Genomic DNA, 15120 nt, shown 5'->3' with positions numbered 1-15120 from the left:
ACCAAGTGAGACGATATCGGCCACATATTTTCGTGATGATTGCGTTGGCAATTGTCCTAACGGGCGGCTGGCACAGCTCGCTTCGCAACGTGCTGGCCGACCTGCGGTTCGCCTGGCAGTCACGACAAGTCAGCGGTGACATCGTGGTGATCGCGATCGACGCATCGTCGATCGAGAGGATCGGCGTCTGGCCGTGGCCGCGCCTGCTCCACGCCGAACTGATCCGGCAGCTTCAGAAGGCAGACGTCCAGGACATCGCGCTCGACGTCGACTTCTCCACACCTTCGGATGCGTCGTCGGACCGAAACTTCGCCGAGGCCCTCGAGGGCGCCGGCGGATCGGTCGTACTGCCCTCCTTCCAGCAGCCCCGCACCGACAGGACGACGCTTCACGTCAATCGCCCGTTGCAGCAATTCGCCGAACATTCGTGGTCGGCGATCGTCAATGTCGAGGTCGGGCCCGATGGCCTCGTCCGGAGATATCCGTTCGGTGAGAAGCTGGACGGCAAATTCGTACCCTCGATGGCTGCCGTGCTCGCCGGCCAATATGCCGAAAAGCGCACGCCCTTCCTGATCGACTTCAGCATCCGAACGGCCGGAATCCCCAAAGTGTCCTTTGCCGACGTTCTGAGCGGCGACCCGGCGACACTGCAAAAACTCAGGGGCAAGAAGGTCGTCATCGGCGGCACGGCGCTCGAACTCGGTGACCGCTTCAGCGTGCCGAACGGTGTAATCCTGTCCGGCCCGGTACTGCAGACGCTGGCTGCGGAGTCGCTGCTGCAGAACCGCGCGCTGCAATGGACCTCGGGCGTCGTCACGGCGGCCGGCCTGGCGTTGCTCGCCTTGCTGATGCTGTTCTCATGGCGCCGCCTCTCCGCCGGCAAGAGGGTGGCGCTGCTCGGCGCCACGGCTGGCACCCTCGAGGCCGGGGCGTTTGCCCTGCAGGCGGCGTTTCCGCTCATTCTGGATACGTCGCTGTTTCATATCGCCATCATCGTTTACGTCGCGGCCATCGCCCTCGATGAAATCGACATCCGGGACCTGCTCGGCAGGGTCGCCGAGAGCCGCTTTCAGCGCGTGGCGATGTCGCTCGGCGACGGCCTGATCTGTACCGACTCCAACTACCTGATCACGGTGTGGAATCCGGGCGCGACCGCGATCTTCGGCTATCTGCCCGAAGAGATCATCGGCCGGCCGTTCGACGAGATTTGCGCACGTGACGAAGCCCTCGCCACATCCGGCTTTTCCATCAAGAACGCTGCTCATCTCGCTGCCGGATCGGTGGTCGAGTTCGACGGACGTCGCCGCAATGGCGAGGTGTTTCCGGTCGAGGCCTCCTTCTCCGGCTGGCAAGGCACCGACGGGTTTCAATTCGGCGCGATCCTGCGCGATATCTCGGTACGCAAGCGCGAAGCCGAGAGAGTGAGATATCTGGCGGAACACGACACGCTGACGGGACTCATCAACCGCAACACGCTTCACGCCCAGCTCGAGACCAAGATTTCCGCGGCCGAGACGGACGGCCGCAAGGTGGCGCTGCTGGTGATCGGCATCGACGGCTTCCAGCAGATCAACGACATGCTGGGCAACACCTGTGGCGATCTCGTGCTCCGCGCCATTTCGCAGCGACTAATGGCGGCTATTCCGCCGGCGGGTCTGGTCGCTCGTTTGAGCGGAGACGAATTCGCCATTGCCGTTCCGACCAGCGACATCGGAGAAAACCTCAGCCGCTTCGCCGAACAGATCGGCGACGGCTTCGACGCGCCGCTTTTGGCCGGAAACCGCCACCTCCGCGTCAAGGTCAGCATTGGAGCCGCCGTTTGCCCAGGCGATGGACGAACGGCGGACGAACTCCTCAGCAACGCCCATCTGGCGCTGAGCCGCGCCAAGGCGATCAACCGCGGCGGCTACGTGCTGTTCGAAGACTCGATCCGCCGCGAACTTGAGAAGCGCCTGACGCTGGAAGCGGAGCTGGCGCTGGCCGCGGAACGCAATGAGTTCGAATTGTTCTACCAACCGCAATTTCATCTGGCCGATGGCCAATTGATCGGCGCCGAAGCCTTGATCCGCTGGCGTCATCCCGAGCGGGGCCTGGTTTCGCCGGGCGAATTCATGCCGGTCGTCAACACCTCTCCGATTTCCGAGCGGATCGCCGAATGGGTTCTCCAAGCCGCCTGCACCCATGGAGCCGCTTGGGAACGCGCGGGACACAAGCTCCGTATCGGTGTCAACCTTTCGCCGTCCCAGTTGGAGTCCGGTGACCTCGCGGTCTCGGTCGCGCAGGTGCTCGCCAGCACCGGCTTTAGTCCAACCAGCCTCGAGCTCGAGGTCACCGAAGACATCCTGCTCCACGATGAGCAGGCCGCGCTGAATACGTTCCTCGAGATTCAGGAGCTTGGCATTCGCCTGTCCTTCGACGATTTCGGGACGGGTTTTGCCAGCTTGAGCTATCTGAAGAAATTCCCGCTCGACGGGCTGAAGATCGACCGCTCTTTCGTGTTGGGTTTGCTGACCAATCCAGATGACGCGGCGATCGTCAGTTCGACGATCGGACTTAGCAAGCAACTGGGCCTGTCCGTTATCGCCGAAGGCATCGAGGATCGCGCAACGGCCGACCTCCTGGTCAGGATGGGCTGCGAAGAGGGACAGGGTTATTGCTTCGGCAAGCCGATGCCCGCTCGGGATTTCGAAGCCAGATTCCTGACCGCTCCCGCGACCGCCGAGGTGGCGTGACGGCCGGGCCGCCTGATCAGGCTGAACGATCGGTTAACGCGACACCTCAAATCCGAGCGTCGTAACAACGCTATTTTCCACCTCTTTGCACTAGCGTCGCCCCGTGAACGCGATGAACCAACGACGCTCTCAAGGTGTCGCCCGTACAAAAATCGCGAACGGGGATTCGGGGAAGTGGCCGATATTACCGATACATCGACGGTGCGCCGAGCATCGAGCAATGAAATTAACGCTCGCGCGCCAGACATTGGCGAGGCACTGACGCCGCTTACCGGCGTCTCCGCGACCCAGTGGCGCGCGCTCACCGAAGGTGCCGCCGAGCCGAACGGCTATTACTTGCCCGAATGGGAATTGGCGGTGAATGCTTCGGCGCGGGGGCGCATGAACGCCGCCGCGCTCGGCGCGTGGCGCGATGCATCCACGTTGATCGGCCTCGTGCCCGTGATCTCGATGTGGCGCGCCTATAAGATCCCGCTCCCCGCTCTGGTGAGCGCCGATCCCTACGGCACGCTTTGCACGCCGCTGCTCGATCGCGACATGGCGGAAGAAGCCGTCACAAGCATCCTGCGCCGGGCCCGGCGGGCCGGCGCGCATGCGCTGATTTTCCGCGCCACCTCGCTCGATGGCGCAGCCATGAAGGCCTTTACCGAGGTGCTGCATCGCGGCGGCATGCAGCCGCTGGTGCTGCAGTCGCATATCCGCGCCTGCCTCGATGCCACTGGTGACGCCGATACAGTACTGCGCGACGCGCTCGGCGCAAAGAAACTGAAAGAGCTGCGCCGCCAGCGCAATCGCCTCGCCGAACACGGCGCCGTCCACTTCGACGTGGCGCGGACGCCCGCTGAGATCGCTGCCGCCGTCGAAACATTCCTGGAGCTGGAGGCCAGCGGCTGGAAGGGCCAGCGTGGCACCGCGCTCGGCCAGGACGAAGGCGATGCGGCGTTCATCCGCCGCGCCTCTTCGGAGCTGGCTGGAACCGGCCAGTGCGAGATCGTGACCTTGCGTGCCGGCGAGGCGCCGGTGGCGACAGCGATCGTGCTGCGCCATCAGGATCGCGCCTTCTATTTCAAGCTCGGCGTCGATGAGCGCTTTGCGAAGTTTTCGCCGGGCGTGCAACTGACGCTGGAGCTGACGCAGCATCTTTGCGCCGATCCAGCCATTGCCATGGTGGATTCCACCGCAAATCCCGACCATCCCATGATCAACCCGATCTGGCGCGGACGCCTTGCGATCGGCGACGTGTTGATTCCGCTGCGGCGGAACGATCCGGTCGTGGCGTTGATTCGCGTTGCGCTCCGCTTGCGCGGCACGATCCGTGAACCGGCACGCCACATCGTTCATTTTATCAGAGCACGGCAGGAGAAATCCTAAATGAATACGCTCACCGCCATCGCACCCGTCATTACGGCCGACCATGACGCGCTCCGCCGCGACTTTCCGCTAAAACCGTTCGCGATCCGCCACAAGCTCGCTGGCCATCCGCTGCTGACGCTGCCACGCATCGCGCAATTGGCTTCCGAGCTGCCGCGCGACCTGATCGAATATAATTCCGGCAAGGTCGCGATCAGCCAGAATCCGGACGCGATTCCGACCGTCAACCTCGACCCCGTCGAAGTCGTGAAAAGCATTGAGACGGCCGGCGCCTGGATGGTGCTCAAGCGCGTCGAGAATTCGCCGGAATATCGGGCGCTGCTGGAGGATACGCTGCTGTCGGTCGCCCGTGCCCGTGGCTTCAACAGCTTGGCTGATGCTAGTTTCGAGCAGGTCGAGGGGTTCCTGTTCGTGTCCTCGCCGAATTCGACCACGCCATTTCATCTCGACAGCGAAGACAATTTCTTCGTACACATCCACGGCGAAAAATTCTTCACGATCTTCAACAACACCGACCGTTCGATCGTCTCCGACGACGAGATCGAGCGCTCGATGACCAAGCATCGCAATCTGAAATATGACGAGAGCATTGCGCCACGGGGCAAGGAATTCCACCTGTTCGCAGGCGACGGCTGCTATGTGCCGTATCAATGGCCGCACTGGGTGCGCACCGCAGGTTCGTTCTCGATCTCGATGGCGATCACCTGGAAGACGCGCGAAGTGCGGCGACTGAACGATCTGCACTTCTTCAATTCGATGCTGCGCAGCATCGGTCTGCCGCAGCAGCCGCCGGGCAAACAGCCAGTGCTCGACGCGCTGAAGCTTGCGTTCTATCGCACCGTGACGACCGCAATCAGACCGCTGCGCGCCTCGATGGCGATGCGACGTGTGCTGCGGCGGATCGCGCTCGGGAAACGCGCGAATTATTATTTGAAGGGGGCGTAGCCGCGCCCGTAGCCCGGGTGAAGCGGAAGCGTAACCCGGGAATCCCGGGTGCCGGATTGCGCTTCGCTCCATCCGGGCTACTTCATCGCCTCACTGCAACGGCGAGTGCGGCGCCGGCAACATGATGGTCGAATGCATCTCCTCGAGGAATCCTGGACCCTTCCCGAGAAATTCCTGCCACGCCGGATCCTTCATCGCGTTCCCGCGCGCTTCGGCGCGCGCGTTCAGGCTGGGATAAGCCCAGATGTGGCAGGCTTCGTTCGGCTGGCCCGCTTCGGTCGTCCAGAGGCCGACGATCTTTGAGTATTTTTCGCGCTCCGGCAGCACAGCGGTGAACGCATCGAGCCATTGCTTCAGGCCGCCAGCCGCTTTGGCGCGGTAATTGCGCAGTTCATAGACATTGCCGGTCGATGCCGGGGCCACCGGAGGCCTCACCGCGTTCATCAGGCGAACGTCCTGACGAACCAGCAAGGGGCGGATCAGCGGTACGTACTCGCCGGTCCAGCGCGGGTTTTTCGCAAGCTCGGCGCGCAACCGGGCGCGCTCGTCGAAACTGTTGTAGCTCCACATGTGCAGGACCTGGTTGAGCGGACCGATCTCGGTCGACCAGTAGCCTTCGAGCTTGCCGTAATCGTCCTTGCGGATTTCGCGCGACACGGTGCTCGCGGCCTTGATTATGTCGCCAAGCGTGCCGGGCTTTACGGTGTAGGTGCGCAGTTCGTAGATCATGATGCCTCCCCAAGTTTTTTGCTGTTTGTTGTTTGGGGCAGCACTCCTGCCAAACGCTACACTGCGCTGTGCGGAGAGAGGCCCCGACCCTCTCCCCGCAAGAGCGGGGTGAGGGAGAAAACTCCTCGGCTACTCCGCCGCCTGCGCGTTGATTTCGCCGGAAACCTGCCGGATCGCGCGGGCGAGTTGCTCGGCCGGCTGGGCGCCGGAGACGGCATATTTCTGCGCGAACACGAAAGTGGGGACGCCCGAGATGCCTTTGTCGGATGCTTCCTGAGCCTGGCCGGAGATCAGTGCGACGTCCTCATCGGTTGCAAGCCGTTTGCGGACGTCGTCGGAATCGAGGCCGACATCGGCCGCGGCCTGTACCAGTACGTTCACGTCCGTCAGATCGCCGCCATCGCGAAAATACAATTCCATCAGGCGCTGCTTCATTTCGGCTGCCTTGCCCAGCGCTTCCGCCCAATGGATCAGGCGATGGCAATCGATGGTGTTGGGCTGGCGCTTTACGAGTTCGGGCCGGTAGGTCAGTCCCTCCTCGCCCGCGGCAGCGACGACGCGGCCGGCAATGCCCTTGTAGGCCTCGACCGAGCCGAATTTTGCGGTGAGATATTCGTCGCGGCTGATGCCCTCGCGCGGCACCCAGGAATTGAGGAAGAACGGCCGCCAGCGCACTTCGACGGGAACGTCCGGCACCAGCGCCAGCGCATTCTCGATCCGGCGTTTGCCGATGTAGCACCAGGGGCAGACCACGTCGGAGACGATGTCGATCTTGAGAGGTTTGAGGGTGCTCATCGGGGTCGTCCTTCGCTAAATGAAGCCCGGAAGGTAGTCCGATCCGACGAGGAGACAAGGGCAATCGCCGCATGTCTCGTATCACTTCACCTCTGCGGTTATCGCCCGATATGCTGCAGAGCAGCGCGACCACGGCGCTGACGACGGCGCAAATCGGCGACTCCCCCAGCCGACCGCACAATGTAGGATGGTAGAGCGAAGCGAAACCCAGCAACCGTGCCGGTCTCAAAATGATGGGTATCGCTTCGCTCCACCCACCTACGGCAGCTTCGCCGCCATTTTCCGCATCCGCTCGGCAGTCAGATCGTCGGCGGGGAAAAACGTTTCTAGCGCTAACTCCTGCAGTGTGATGTCGACCGGCGTGCCGAACACCATGGTGGTCGAGATGAAGCTCAGCACATCGCCATTGTGGCGCAGCTTGAAGGGAATAGCGACATTGTCGGCCGAGATCGGCCCCGAGCGCGCCGGCATCCGATAGGCTTTCAGCTCCTGATATAGCTTCAGCAGTTCGGGATCGGCCGTTGCCTCGCACTGGCGATGCAGCCGCTCCAGCAAATGCGCGCTCCATTCGGCGAGGTTGACCGTGCGCGGCGCGAGCCCCTCGGGATGAAAGGCGAGCCGCATAATATTTAAGGGCTGCCCCAGCAGATGCGGCGGCACACCTTCGAGCAGCGGCGCCACCATGCGGTTGGCCGTCACCAGATTCCAGCGCCGGTCATAGGCCAGCGCTGGATTGGGCTCGTGGGCCTTCAGCACCAGGTCGATCGCCTGCCGGGCGGATTTGAGCGCCGGATCGTCCAGCGAGCGTTGCGGAAAGGCCGGAGCAAAACCCGCCGCGACCAGGAGCACGTTGCGTTCACGCAAGGGGACCTCCAATCGCTCGGCAAGCTTGAGCACCATTTCCCGCGATGGCGCGGCGCGGCCGGTTTCGACAAAACTGAGGTGACGCGCGGATATTTCAGCATCGCTGGCCAAATCGAGCTGGCTCAGATGGCGGCGCTGGCGCCATTCGCGCAAGTGATCGCCAATATGGAGGGGGTGGGTTCGTTCGGCTCGCGCCGTGGCAGCATGTGCGTTCATGTTGGAAAACCTACCATGCGAATTTCGCCCATTCCATTACGTTCAAGGTAATCGAAACGGGTCACGAACTGGCTCATCTTGGGAGCACAGGAGATGACCCATGCTGATGCTGTCGCTGTTCCGCTTTGTCACCGCCATGATCCCCTGGGTGCGCAATCTGGTCACCTGGCTCGTGGCACGCTCCCTGAACATGCCCGAGCCCCTGGTGCACGACACCGGTGTCTTCGTGTTCATGCAGGTGCGGACGATCGAGAACAAGGTCGGCAAGGCGATCTGCCCGGTGCGGCTGATGCGTCAGCTCCGGTCACTGCTGCAACACTGACCCTGCCCTTAAGAATCCACCCCAAGCAAAGGAGAACGTCATGATCCATCCGTCCACCTTCCTGAGCCGCGCCCTGCTCGCCGACGCCATCTTCAGCGGCGTCGCTGCGGTGGCGCTGACGGCCGGCGCCGGCGCGCTCGCGCCGTTCCTCAACCTGCCCGAAGTCTTGCTGCGCGAAACTGGCCTGTTCCTGATCGCCTATACGGCGCTGGTCGGCTGGTTGGCGACTAGGTCGACGTTGATGAAGGCGCTAGTGTTGTTCGTGATCATCGGTAATGCGGCCTGGACGCTGGGCAGCATCGCGCTGCTGTTCTCCGGCGCGGTGTCGCCGAACCTGCTCGGTCAGGTCTTCATCGTGGCGCAGGCGATTGCAACCGGCGTGTTTGCCGAGTTGCAGTATATTGGGCTGCGCAAGAGTGGCGGTGTGATCGCCGCTTAGGCCACACCCGTCATTGCTAGCCAACGGGTCGCGCGAATGCGCGCCCGATGACAGGCTCCGCGAAGCAATCCATGCCTCCACGCGGGGATAGATGGGTTGCTTCGTCGCTTGCGCTCCTCGCAATGACGGGGATAAGCCTCAACTCAAAATCACCGCCGCGATCATTCCGGCAAAAGTCAGCACCAGCCCGATGACCAGCATCGGCACCAGGCTGCTGCCCGAGTACGGGTTGGCCTGTTCTTTGTTCGTCACGACATGTGCACCATAAGCCATCACACTGCTCCTGCCTCATTGCGTCGAAATCTTTCACCGTTTGCGAGCATGACGCCGTTGGCGCCGGCAATGCCAAGCTCGAGGCTCGCTGCAATCCGCCGCGCCCGTTCCACGAAATGCGCTTCCGCCTCCGGCGGGCAGATCTCGCGCGCGGTGGCCTCGAATAGGACAAGCCAGCGGTCGAAATGCGCGGCATCGACCGACAGTAGCATATGCTTGGCCATTGGCGTGCCGTGATAGCGGCCGGTCATCAGCGCGACGGACGACCAGAATGCGCACATCTGCTGCAAATGCGGCTCCCAGTCCTTGATACGCGCGTCGAAGATCGGCCCCAGCACCGCGTCCTCGCGGACTTTGGCGTAGAAGCCGCGCACCAGGCGCTCGATCATCGACTCGTCAATTCCGGTTCGTTGCATGATCTCGGCCGTGAGCCGTTCGCGCCGCTCCGGCCCTGCCACGATCGCTTCCATTTCGCCTGCCCTTAAAATAGGTATTTCAATACCTATTTAGACGGCTATAGATGAATTGCAAGCAGACCTTTTGAGAGGGGCTCCATGCGCCTGACGTCGTTCACGGATTTTGCCTTGCGCGCCCTGATGCGGCTGGCGGGCGAACCCGGCCGTTCCTTTGCCACCAATGAAATTGCGGCCGAGTTCGGCATATCCCGCAACCATCTGGCCAAGGTAGTGCGCGATCTCGCCGATAGCGGCTTTATCTCAACCCAGCGCGGCGGCGGCGGCGGCTTCATGCTGGCCCGCCCGGCCCAGTCGATCACCATCGGCGAGGTGGTTCGCGCGCTGGAAGGGCCGCCGCTGGTCGAATGTTTTCGTGAGGATGGCGGTAATTGCGTGCTAAAGCCGCGCTGCCGGCTGAAAGCGAAGCTGGCCGCCGCCCGCGAAGCTTTCATGCGCGAGCTCGACGCCACGACGCTGGCGGAATGCGCCTACCCCGCGCAGCCCAGACGCAGTCCGGTGACCGCGTGAGGCCCGCACCGAAGCATCAGGACTTGAACATGAAACCGATCGAATTCGAGAATGGCATCGTGCGGATCGATGCCGCGATCGTCGCCGAAGGCCTCGGCCTTGCGCTGCCGGCCCTTCAGAAGGAGATGCGGGCGGGCAAGATCACGAGCTTTGCCGAGCGCGGCATCGATGCCGACTTTGGCCGGCATCGGCTGACCTTCCTGTCCGCTCATCGGCGGTTTCGCATCGTGGTCGACGAAACAGGCACTATCGTTCAACGATCGGCGGTCGACTTCGGCGATTCGTCGTTACCGAAATCAGTACGCAAGCCTGGCGGATAAACCGCCGCACGCTCAGAAAGCTGTGCAGGAAACAGATGACATCAGCACAAGTCAGCGGCACGGAAGGATATGCCAGCGAAGCCGAACAGTTGTTCCAGCGCTACGAAAGCGTTCGGGCGGCTGAAAATCACCGCCATGTCCTGCATCTGATACCGAGAGCCCCGGCCCGCGTGCTCGATATCGGTTCAGGAACTGGACGGGACGCGGCCTGGTTCGCAACCTTCGGGCATCGTGTTATCGCCGTCGAGCCTACCGATGCCCTGCGTATCCCCGCGATGGCGCTGCATCCCTCTCCCCTGATCGAATGGTTCGACGACAGCCTGCCCGATCTGGTCCGCCTGCGGGCACGCGGCGAGACGTTTGATCTCGTGATGCTGACTGCGGTGTGGATGCATCTCGACCAAACCCAGCGTCAATATGCGATGCCGAATCTGGCCTCGCTGATTGGGTCGGGCGGCACTATCGCCATGACGATCCGGCATGGGCCCGTATCGCCCGCGCGGCGGATGTTTGAAATCCCCGCCGAGGAGACTATCGCGTTTGCGCAGGCGCACGGCTTGCACTGTGTCTTGAATGTGGCTTCTGAATCCCACCAGGAGAGAAATCGCGCTGCCGGCATCACATGGACAAACCTGGCGTTCGTGAAGGCAGACGTTGCGGGTCATTTTCGCGCTAAGTGAGCCCCGGCGCTCCTGAAGAAGCGCGTCGAAACAAAGGGCGAGAGCCTTGCTCGGATTCAATCAGGGCGAAGCAGCCCTATGCCTGGAGGGCCGGCGCTGGCGCGGAGGGCGGCTGTTTCCGGCCGGCGGGCTTCTTGCCGGCAACCCTGGCGCGGCTGTTGCCGTTCAGATGCTTACCATTGAGCGAATGGCCATTGAGCTTTTTCGATTTCTGCTCAGCCTTCGCCTTCAATTTATCCTTCAGCTTCGCGTCGGCCTTGGCCAATTTTTCCGCCTGCTTCAGCGCTTTGCGCTCGGCCTTCGCCTTCAGCCGCGCCTTCTCCGCCCGCGCTTCGGCACGCTTCTTCTTGCGCTTCTTCTCGCAGGCTGCGCATTTGCAGCCGATCGGCTTCAGATAGGCTTTGAAATAATCGGTGCCGTAATCGTAGTTGATCTCCTCGCCCGGCTCGATGTCCTTGATGGCACGGATGAACACCTTGCGTTTACGGGGCTTGACGTCGGATTCGGCGTTCGGCCGGCAGGAATGGTTGATATAGCGGGCGATGTTCTTGCGCACCGAGCCGTCGATGGTCCAGCGGTCGTTCAGTTCGAACAAATATTTGTTCTCGATCGCGTCTTCTTCTTTCTTCTTCGAATCAAGAAGCGGCCCGAAATAGCGGATGATCTTGGTGCCCTTCTTGATCGGCTTGGTGGCGAAAAGGCCAAGTCCGGTGCGGGAGCGGCCGACGCGATAGGGTTTATTTGAGGGAATAGAGGGCATGACGACTGGATGACTGCACGCTTGCAAAACGAGGAATTAAGAAGCCGCCCTTCTAGGACGATTCCAACCGAATGTCAGGTATTTCGCGACGTTTCCGTGAACCTTCCCCAGATTGCACATGTCTGATCTTCGAGGTTCCAGAAGAAATGAGTGGCAGGATGAAACGTTCCGCACAATTGATCGCATCGGCCGCAGCTCTGTTGTCTGGCCTGATGTCGCCGGCGAACGCCCAGACTTTTGGCAGTAGCTACACGTCGACCGCGCCGAAGGACTGCCACACGGTCGGCAAGCCCGAGTCTGACGGCAGCACGACGCAGGTCTGCCCCGGCAAATCGGGGCTGGTGGTACTGATCAGCGAGGGCGACCTGCGTGAAACCGTCTCGGTCGGGCGAAACCGCGAGGCCGCCGCTAAGGAGCCGGCCGCGGAGGCTTGGTTCGGCCCCTTCAATTCGACCAGCCACACCGTCGAATGGCGGGCGGTCGATGGCAGGCCGTTCGCGATCATTCAGCGCTGGCTGATCGCCGATAACAACGACCTGGACAAGACCGGAAGCCCGATCACGAAACCGATGCTCGCGGTGACGCGATTGCCGCCGGGGCCGGTCTGCCACGTCGCCTATATCGATGGCCAGGCCAACCGCAATGCCAACGAGCTCGCGCGCCAGGCCGCGGACGAATTTGCGCGTGATTTCAAGTGCGGCAAGGACGAAGTGAAGGTGATTGGCGAGCGCGGCCGCGCGGTGGAATTGGCAAGGCCGTGATGGTAGATGCAGTCCGGCGCTTTCTTGCCGCATTAACGTCAAAGCTTCAGGCTTGAGTGGTTGAACCTTGTCAAACCTAGTTATTTCACGCACCACCCGGGGCAGCGATGCACATAAAACTCCTGGCACTCCTCATCGTCGGCATCGTCCTCTCCGGCTGCTGCGCCTCCGGAACTGGCTGCTCGACGCAGATGGCGGGCGCGCCGATCGCCTGGGACGGGTTGGGTGAACCGCCGTCGGCAAATGACGGGCCAGGCGAGGACAAGCGCCCTAAACGGAGAACCGCCCGCAATCGCGAGATCATTCTCGGCCCCCTGAACGAAGCCCCGCCCAGATCGGACACCAAAGCGCGCTACGACGAGTGGACGCGACAGCCCAACGAAGACGCGGAAGCCGACGCAAGGCTCGCGCGGCAAACCAAAATTTGCAGGGGTTGCTGAGCGGGACGCCAGCCGCAACCGTCGCCGCGCAGCTCCATTCCGCCTGCGAACTCCCGCAGAGCGCCGCCGTCCTATGCCCCCGGCGGCCGCGGCACTGTCGAACGCAGCATCGCATCCAGAAGCTGGTCGACGCCAGTCCCCTCGGGCAGCCGGTGCAGGATGTCCTTGAGCCTTCCGTCAAGCAGCAGCGTGGTGAAGCCGTGCACCAGCGACCACGCGCGTGCGATCGCGGCGGCGTGGTCGAGCGACAAAGTCTCCAGCGCTTCGCCGGCGAGTTTCTCGTTGCGGCTGAGGCTCACAGCGGTGGCCAGTCCTTGGAATGAGGCCGTAGCCGCCTCGTGCAGCGAGGGCCGCGTCATGTCGAGCCGCTCGGTCCGGAACATCAGCCCGTACATGCCGGGACGCGCCTGCGCATAGGCAACATAGGCCTTGGCGCGCGCCATCGCCTTCATCAGCGGCTGCGTTTCGGTGTTGCCCGCCGCGGTCATCGCCTCGTTGAACCGCCGGAATCCGATGGCGGCGAGTTCGCTCAACAGCCCGGTGAGATCGCCGAAATGATGGGTCGGCGCCGCATGCGACACGCCGGCCTCGCGCGCAACCGCCCGCAGCGTCAAGCCCGACAGCCCGTCGCGTTCCAGCACCCGCTCCGCCGCGGCGAGCAAGGCGTCGTGCAGATCGCCGTGATGATATGGGGTCTCGCCGGCCGGACGACGACGCCGGCTGGCCGGCCTCTCCGCCACTGGTTTCGCCGCCCTGCGCTTTGCGGGCGGGCGGATCGTTCTGGTTTCTCGCGATGTTCTTGCCATGCGAGTCCCTTATAATCACAATTTTTACACTGTAAAGATTTTGCTTGACGGCGGCTCGCGGCATCCCTACTGATATCTTTACGATGTAAAGATAAAGCCGGAGGAAACGTAATGCTCGACCAGGTGACGACCGAGATGGCCCGGACCAATCTGGCGCCGATCCCGATGGAATGCGACGCGCCAAATCTCAAGGTGACCGGCGAATTGCCGCGCGAGCTCAACGGCACGCTCTATCGCAACGGCCCCAACCCGCAGTTCGATGCGCCTGGCGCCCACTGGTTCGTCGGCGACGGCATGCTGCACGCCTTCCATCTGGAGAACGGCCGCGCCAGCTATCGCAATCGCTGGGTCCGCACCCCGAAATGGCTGGCAGAGCACGACGCTGGCCGCGCGCTGTTCGGCGGCTTCGGCCGCAGGCTGCCAGATACACCTGCCTCAGTTACGCAAGACGGCGGCGTAGCCAATACCAACATCATCTTTCATGGCGGTCGCCTGCTGGCGCTTGAGGAAGGCCATTTGCCGACCGAGATCGAGCCCGGCACGCTCAACCGGCTCGGCTATTGCGATTATGGCAAAGGCATCTCTGGACCGTTCACGGCGCATCCCAAGATCGATCCCGTCACCGGCGAGATGGTGTTCTTCGGCTACAACGCCGCAGGCCCCCTCACCCCCGCCCTCTCCTTCGGCTCTGTCAATGCCGCCGGCGTGGTAACGCGCTTCGATCGCTTCGAGGCCCCCTATGCCAGCATGGTGCACGACTTCATCGTCACCAAAAATCATCTGCTGTTTCCGATCCTGCCGCTCACCGGGAGCATCGAGCGCGCCATGACGGGCCGGCCGCCCTATGCCTGGGAGCCGGACAAGGGCGCCTATGTCGGAGTCATGAAGCGCAACGGCTCCGCCAAGGACATCGTCTGGTTTCGCGCCGAGTGCTGCTACGTCTTCCACGTCATGAACGCGTGGGAGGACGGCGACCGCATCATTGCCGACGTCATGCAGTACGAGGAGCCGCCGCTGTTCACCCATCCCGACGGCACGCCCACCGATCCCGCCAAGTCGCGCGCCCGGCTGTGCCGCTGGACCTTCGATCTCTCGGCGAATACCGATCGCTTCACGCAAACCTGGCTCGACGACATTACCGGCGAATTCCCGCGCGTCTGCGATCGAAGCGTCGGTTCAGCCAACCGGCATGGATGGTACGCCTGCGCCAATCCCGACCTGCCGACTTCAGGCGGATTGTCGGGCCTGGTACATGTCGACGGCAATGGATCGCGCCTTGGCCAGTACCTGCTGCCCGCCGGCGATACGATCTCGGAAGCAGTGTTCGTCCCACGCGGCGATGACGCCAGCGAGGGTGACGGCTGGCTGATGTCGGTGGTCTGGCGCGCCCGCGAAAACCGCAGCGACCTCGCGGTATTCCATGCCACCGATGTCGAAGCCGGACCGGTGGCACTAGTGAAGCTCGGACATCGTGTCCCCGACGGCATCCACGGCAATTGGGTTGGCGCGGCCTAAGCGCGCTATAGCCTCCGCGATGCCGGGGCGCGACGTTGTCGCGCCCTACGTTGCAAGCGTCGGCCGAGTCGGCGGCATCACGATCACGCTCGTTTTGCTGCTCGCCTGCGCCCTCACGTTTCTCTCGCTTGCGATATTGGGCGCCTGGAGCGCCCGCAGACCGTTGCAA

18 protein-coding genes are annotated in these 15120 nt (G+C 62.7%); 11 read left to right on the top strand and 7 right to left on the bottom strand.

The annotated features are described in order from the left end of the window. Nucleotides 1-5: 5 nt before the first annotated feature. From RX328_RS19550 to RX328_RS19540, 3 genes are all read left to right on the top strand, one after another. The gene (locus tag RX328_RS19550) at nucleotides 6-2732 is read left to right on the top strand and encodes an EAL domain-containing protein (RefSeq protein ID WP_213246074.1); all 2727 of its coding nucleotides are present in this window, start codon (nucleotides 6-8) and stop codon (nucleotides 2730-2732) included. A 174-nt stretch (nucleotides 2733-2906) separates the two neighbouring features. Then, the gene (locus RX328_RS19545) at nucleotides 2907-4103 is read left to right on the top strand and encodes a GNAT family N-acetyltransferase (protein ID WP_213246076.1); all 1197 of its coding nucleotides are present in this window, start codon (nucleotides 2907-2909) and stop codon (nucleotides 4101-4103) included. Next, nucleotides 4104-5048, top strand: a complete 945-nt coding sequence (locus tag RX328_RS19540; RefSeq protein WP_213246078.1) for a cupin-like domain-containing protein — start codon at nucleotides 4104-4106, stop codon at nucleotides 5046-5048. A 90-nt stretch (nucleotides 5049-5138) separates the two neighbouring features. Here RX328_RS19540 and RX328_RS19535 read toward each other — a convergent pair whose 3' ends face one another. From RX328_RS19535 to RX328_RS19525, 3 genes are all read right to left on the bottom strand, one after another. Beyond that, a complete protein-coding gene (locus RX328_RS19535; RefSeq protein ID WP_213246080.1) occupies nucleotides 5139-5777 on the bottom strand; it encodes an NIPSNAP family protein in 639 nt (212 codons plus the stop codon). A gap of 129 nt (nucleotides 5778-5906) precedes the next feature. Beyond that, nucleotides 5907-6572, bottom strand: a complete 666-nt coding sequence (locus tag RX328_RS19530; protein ID WP_213246082.1) for a DsbA family oxidoreductase — start codon at nucleotides 6570-6572, stop codon at nucleotides 5907-5909. Nucleotides 6573-6830: 258 nt separating this feature from the next. Continuing rightward, complete coding sequence (locus RX328_RS19525) at nucleotides 6831-7652, bottom strand: helix-turn-helix domain-containing protein (RefSeq protein ID WP_213246084.1); 822 nt, start codon at nucleotides 7650-7652, stop codon at nucleotides 6831-6833. 100 nt (nucleotides 7653-7752) lie between these two features. On the opposite strand from RX328_RS19525, the gene RX328_RS19520 reads away from it, so the two are divergent. Both RX328_RS19520 and RX328_RS19515 read left to right on the top strand, forming a co-directional pair. After that, nucleotides 7753-7974 (top strand): hypothetical protein, encoded by a 222-nt coding sequence (locus tag RX328_RS19520; RefSeq protein WP_213246086.1) that lies wholly within the window; start codon nucleotides 7753-7755, stop codon nucleotides 7972-7974. 40 nt (nucleotides 7975-8014) lie between these two features. Further along, nucleotides 8015-8413, top strand: coding sequence for a hypothetical protein (locus RX328_RS19515; protein ID WP_213246088.1), 399 nt, complete (start codon nucleotides 8015-8017; stop codon nucleotides 8411-8413). 138 nt (nucleotides 8414-8551) lie between these two features. Here RX328_RS19515 and RX328_RS19510 read toward each other — a convergent pair whose 3' ends face one another. Both RX328_RS19510 and RX328_RS19505 read right to left on the bottom strand, forming a co-directional pair. Beyond that, the gene (locus RX328_RS19510; protein ID WP_283772321.1) at nucleotides 8552-8686 is read right to left on the bottom strand and encodes a hypothetical protein; all 135 of its coding nucleotides are present in this window, start codon (nucleotides 8684-8686) and stop codon (nucleotides 8552-8554) included. Further along, nucleotides 8686-9156, bottom strand: a complete 471-nt coding sequence (locus tag RX328_RS19505; RefSeq protein ID WP_213246089.1) for a group III truncated hemoglobin — start codon at nucleotides 9154-9156, stop codon at nucleotides 8686-8688. Before RX328_RS19505 ends, RX328_RS19510 begins: the two co-directional genes overlap by 1 nt. Before the next feature lie 84 nt (nucleotides 9157-9240). Here RX328_RS19505 and RX328_RS19500 point away from each other — a divergent pair, with 84 nt between their 5' ends. From RX328_RS19500 to RX328_RS19490, 3 genes are all read left to right on the top strand, one after another. Further along, on the top strand, nucleotides 9241-9669 hold the full coding sequence (locus RX328_RS19500) for an RrF2 family transcriptional regulator (protein ID WP_213246091.1): 429 nt from the start codon (nucleotides 9241-9243) through the stop codon (nucleotides 9667-9669). A gap of 29 nt (nucleotides 9670-9698) precedes the next feature. Beyond that, on the top strand, nucleotides 9699-9989 hold the full coding sequence (locus tag RX328_RS19495; RefSeq protein ID WP_213246093.1) for a DUF6522 family protein: 291 nt from the start codon (nucleotides 9699-9701) through the stop codon (nucleotides 9987-9989). A 170-nt stretch (nucleotides 9990-10159) separates the two neighbouring features. Continuing rightward, nucleotides 10160-10669, top strand: coding sequence for a class I SAM-dependent methyltransferase (locus RX328_RS19490; protein WP_317258783.1), 510 nt, complete (start codon nucleotides 10160-10162; stop codon nucleotides 10667-10669). Between the two features lie 76 nt (nucleotides 10670-10745). On the opposite strand, the gene RX328_RS19485 is transcribed toward RX328_RS19490, so the two are convergent. Then, entirely contained in the window at nucleotides 10746-11429 is a 684-nt protein-coding gene (locus RX328_RS19485) for an SET domain-containing protein (RefSeq protein WP_213246097.1), read from the bottom strand. Between the two features lie 212 nt (nucleotides 11430-11641). Here RX328_RS19485 and RX328_RS19480 point away from each other — a divergent pair, with 212 nt between their 5' ends. Next, nucleotides 11642-12190, top strand: a complete 549-nt coding sequence (locus tag RX328_RS19480) for a hypothetical protein (RefSeq protein ID WP_249726015.1) — start codon at nucleotides 11642-11644, stop codon at nucleotides 12188-12190. Between the two features lie 107 nt (nucleotides 12191-12297). After that, on the top strand, nucleotides 12298-12630 hold the full coding sequence (locus RX328_RS19475; RefSeq protein ID WP_213246101.1) for a hypothetical protein: 333 nt from the start codon (nucleotides 12298-12300) through the stop codon (nucleotides 12628-12630). A 71-nt stretch (nucleotides 12631-12701) separates the two neighbouring features. On the opposite strand, the gene RX328_RS19470 is transcribed toward RX328_RS19475, so the two are convergent. Beyond that, nucleotides 12702-13436 (bottom strand): TetR/AcrR family transcriptional regulator, encoded by a 735-nt coding sequence (locus RX328_RS19470; RefSeq protein WP_213246103.1) that lies wholly within the window; start codon nucleotides 13434-13436, stop codon nucleotides 12702-12704. Between the two features lie 111 nt (nucleotides 13437-13547). On the opposite strand from RX328_RS19470, the gene RX328_RS19465 reads away from it, so the two are divergent. Then, nucleotides 13548-14951, top strand: a complete 1404-nt coding sequence (locus RX328_RS19465; RefSeq protein WP_213246105.1) for a carotenoid oxygenase family protein — start codon at nucleotides 13548-13550, stop codon at nucleotides 14949-14951. Nucleotides 14952-15120 lie beyond the last annotated feature (169 nt).

Origin of the sequence: Bradyrhizobium sp. sBnM-33 (assembly GCF_032917945.1) — a bacterium.
Lineage (GTDB): Bacteria > Pseudomonadota > Alphaproteobacteria > Rhizobiales > Xanthobacteraceae > Bradyrhizobium.
The sequence above is the reverse complement of the archived record's forward strand: the minus strand, read 5'-3'. Positions and strand labels throughout refer to the sequence as shown.

Coding starts and splice junctions, on each gene's coding strand:
- RX328_RS19500 (WP_213246091.1), top strand. CDS start 9,241: ATGCGCCTGACGTCGTTCACGGATTTTGCCTTGCGCGCCCTGATGCGG.
- RX328_RS19495 (WP_213246093.1), top strand. CDS start 9,699: ATGAAACCGATCGAATTCGAGAATGGCATCGTGCGGATCGATGCCGCG.
- RX328_RS19510 (WP_283772321.1), bottom strand. CDS start 8,686: ATGGCTTATGGTGCACATGTCGTGACGAACAAAGAACAGGCCAACCCG.
- RX328_RS19470 (WP_213246103.1), bottom strand. CDS start 13,436: ATGGCAAGAACATCGCGAGAAACCAGAACGATCCGCCCGCCCGCAAAG.
- RX328_RS19520 (WP_213246086.1), top strand. CDS start 7,753: ATGCTGATGCTGTCGCTGTTCCGCTTTGTCACCGCCATGATCCCCTGG.
- RX328_RS19540 (WP_213246078.1), top strand. CDS start 4,104: ATGAATACGCTCACCGCCATCGCACCCGTCATTACGGCCGACCATGAC.
- RX328_RS19505 (WP_213246089.1), bottom strand. CDS start 9,156: ATGGAAGCGATCGTGGCAGGGCCGGAGCGGCGCGAACGGCTCACGGCC.
- RX328_RS19475 (WP_213246101.1), top strand. CDS start 12,298: ATGCACATAAAACTCCTGGCACTCCTCATCGTCGGCATCGTCCTCTCC.
- RX328_RS19515 (WP_213246088.1), top strand. CDS start 8,015: ATGATCCATCCGTCCACCTTCCTGAGCCGCGCCCTGCTCGCCGACGCC.
- RX328_RS19530 (WP_213246082.1), bottom strand. CDS start 6,572: ATGAGCACCCTCAAACCTCTCAAGATCGACATCGTCTCCGACGTGGTC.
- RX328_RS19465 (WP_213246105.1), top strand. CDS start 13,548: ATGCTCGACCAGGTGACGACCGAGATGGCCCGGACCAATCTGGCGCCG.
- RX328_RS19485 (WP_213246097.1), bottom strand. CDS start 11,429: ATGCCCTCTATTCCCTCAAATAAACCCTATCGCGTCGGCCGCTCCCGC.
- RX328_RS19480 (WP_249726015.1), top strand. CDS start 11,642: ATGTCGCCGGCGAACGCCCAGACTTTTGGCAGTAGCTACACGTCGACC.
- RX328_RS19525 (WP_213246084.1), bottom strand. CDS start 7,652: ATGAACGCACATGCTGCCACGGCGCGAGCCGAACGAACCCACCCCCTC.
- RX328_RS19535 (WP_213246080.1), bottom strand. CDS start 5,777: ATGATCTACGAACTGCGCACCTACACCGTAAAGCCCGGCACGCTTGGC.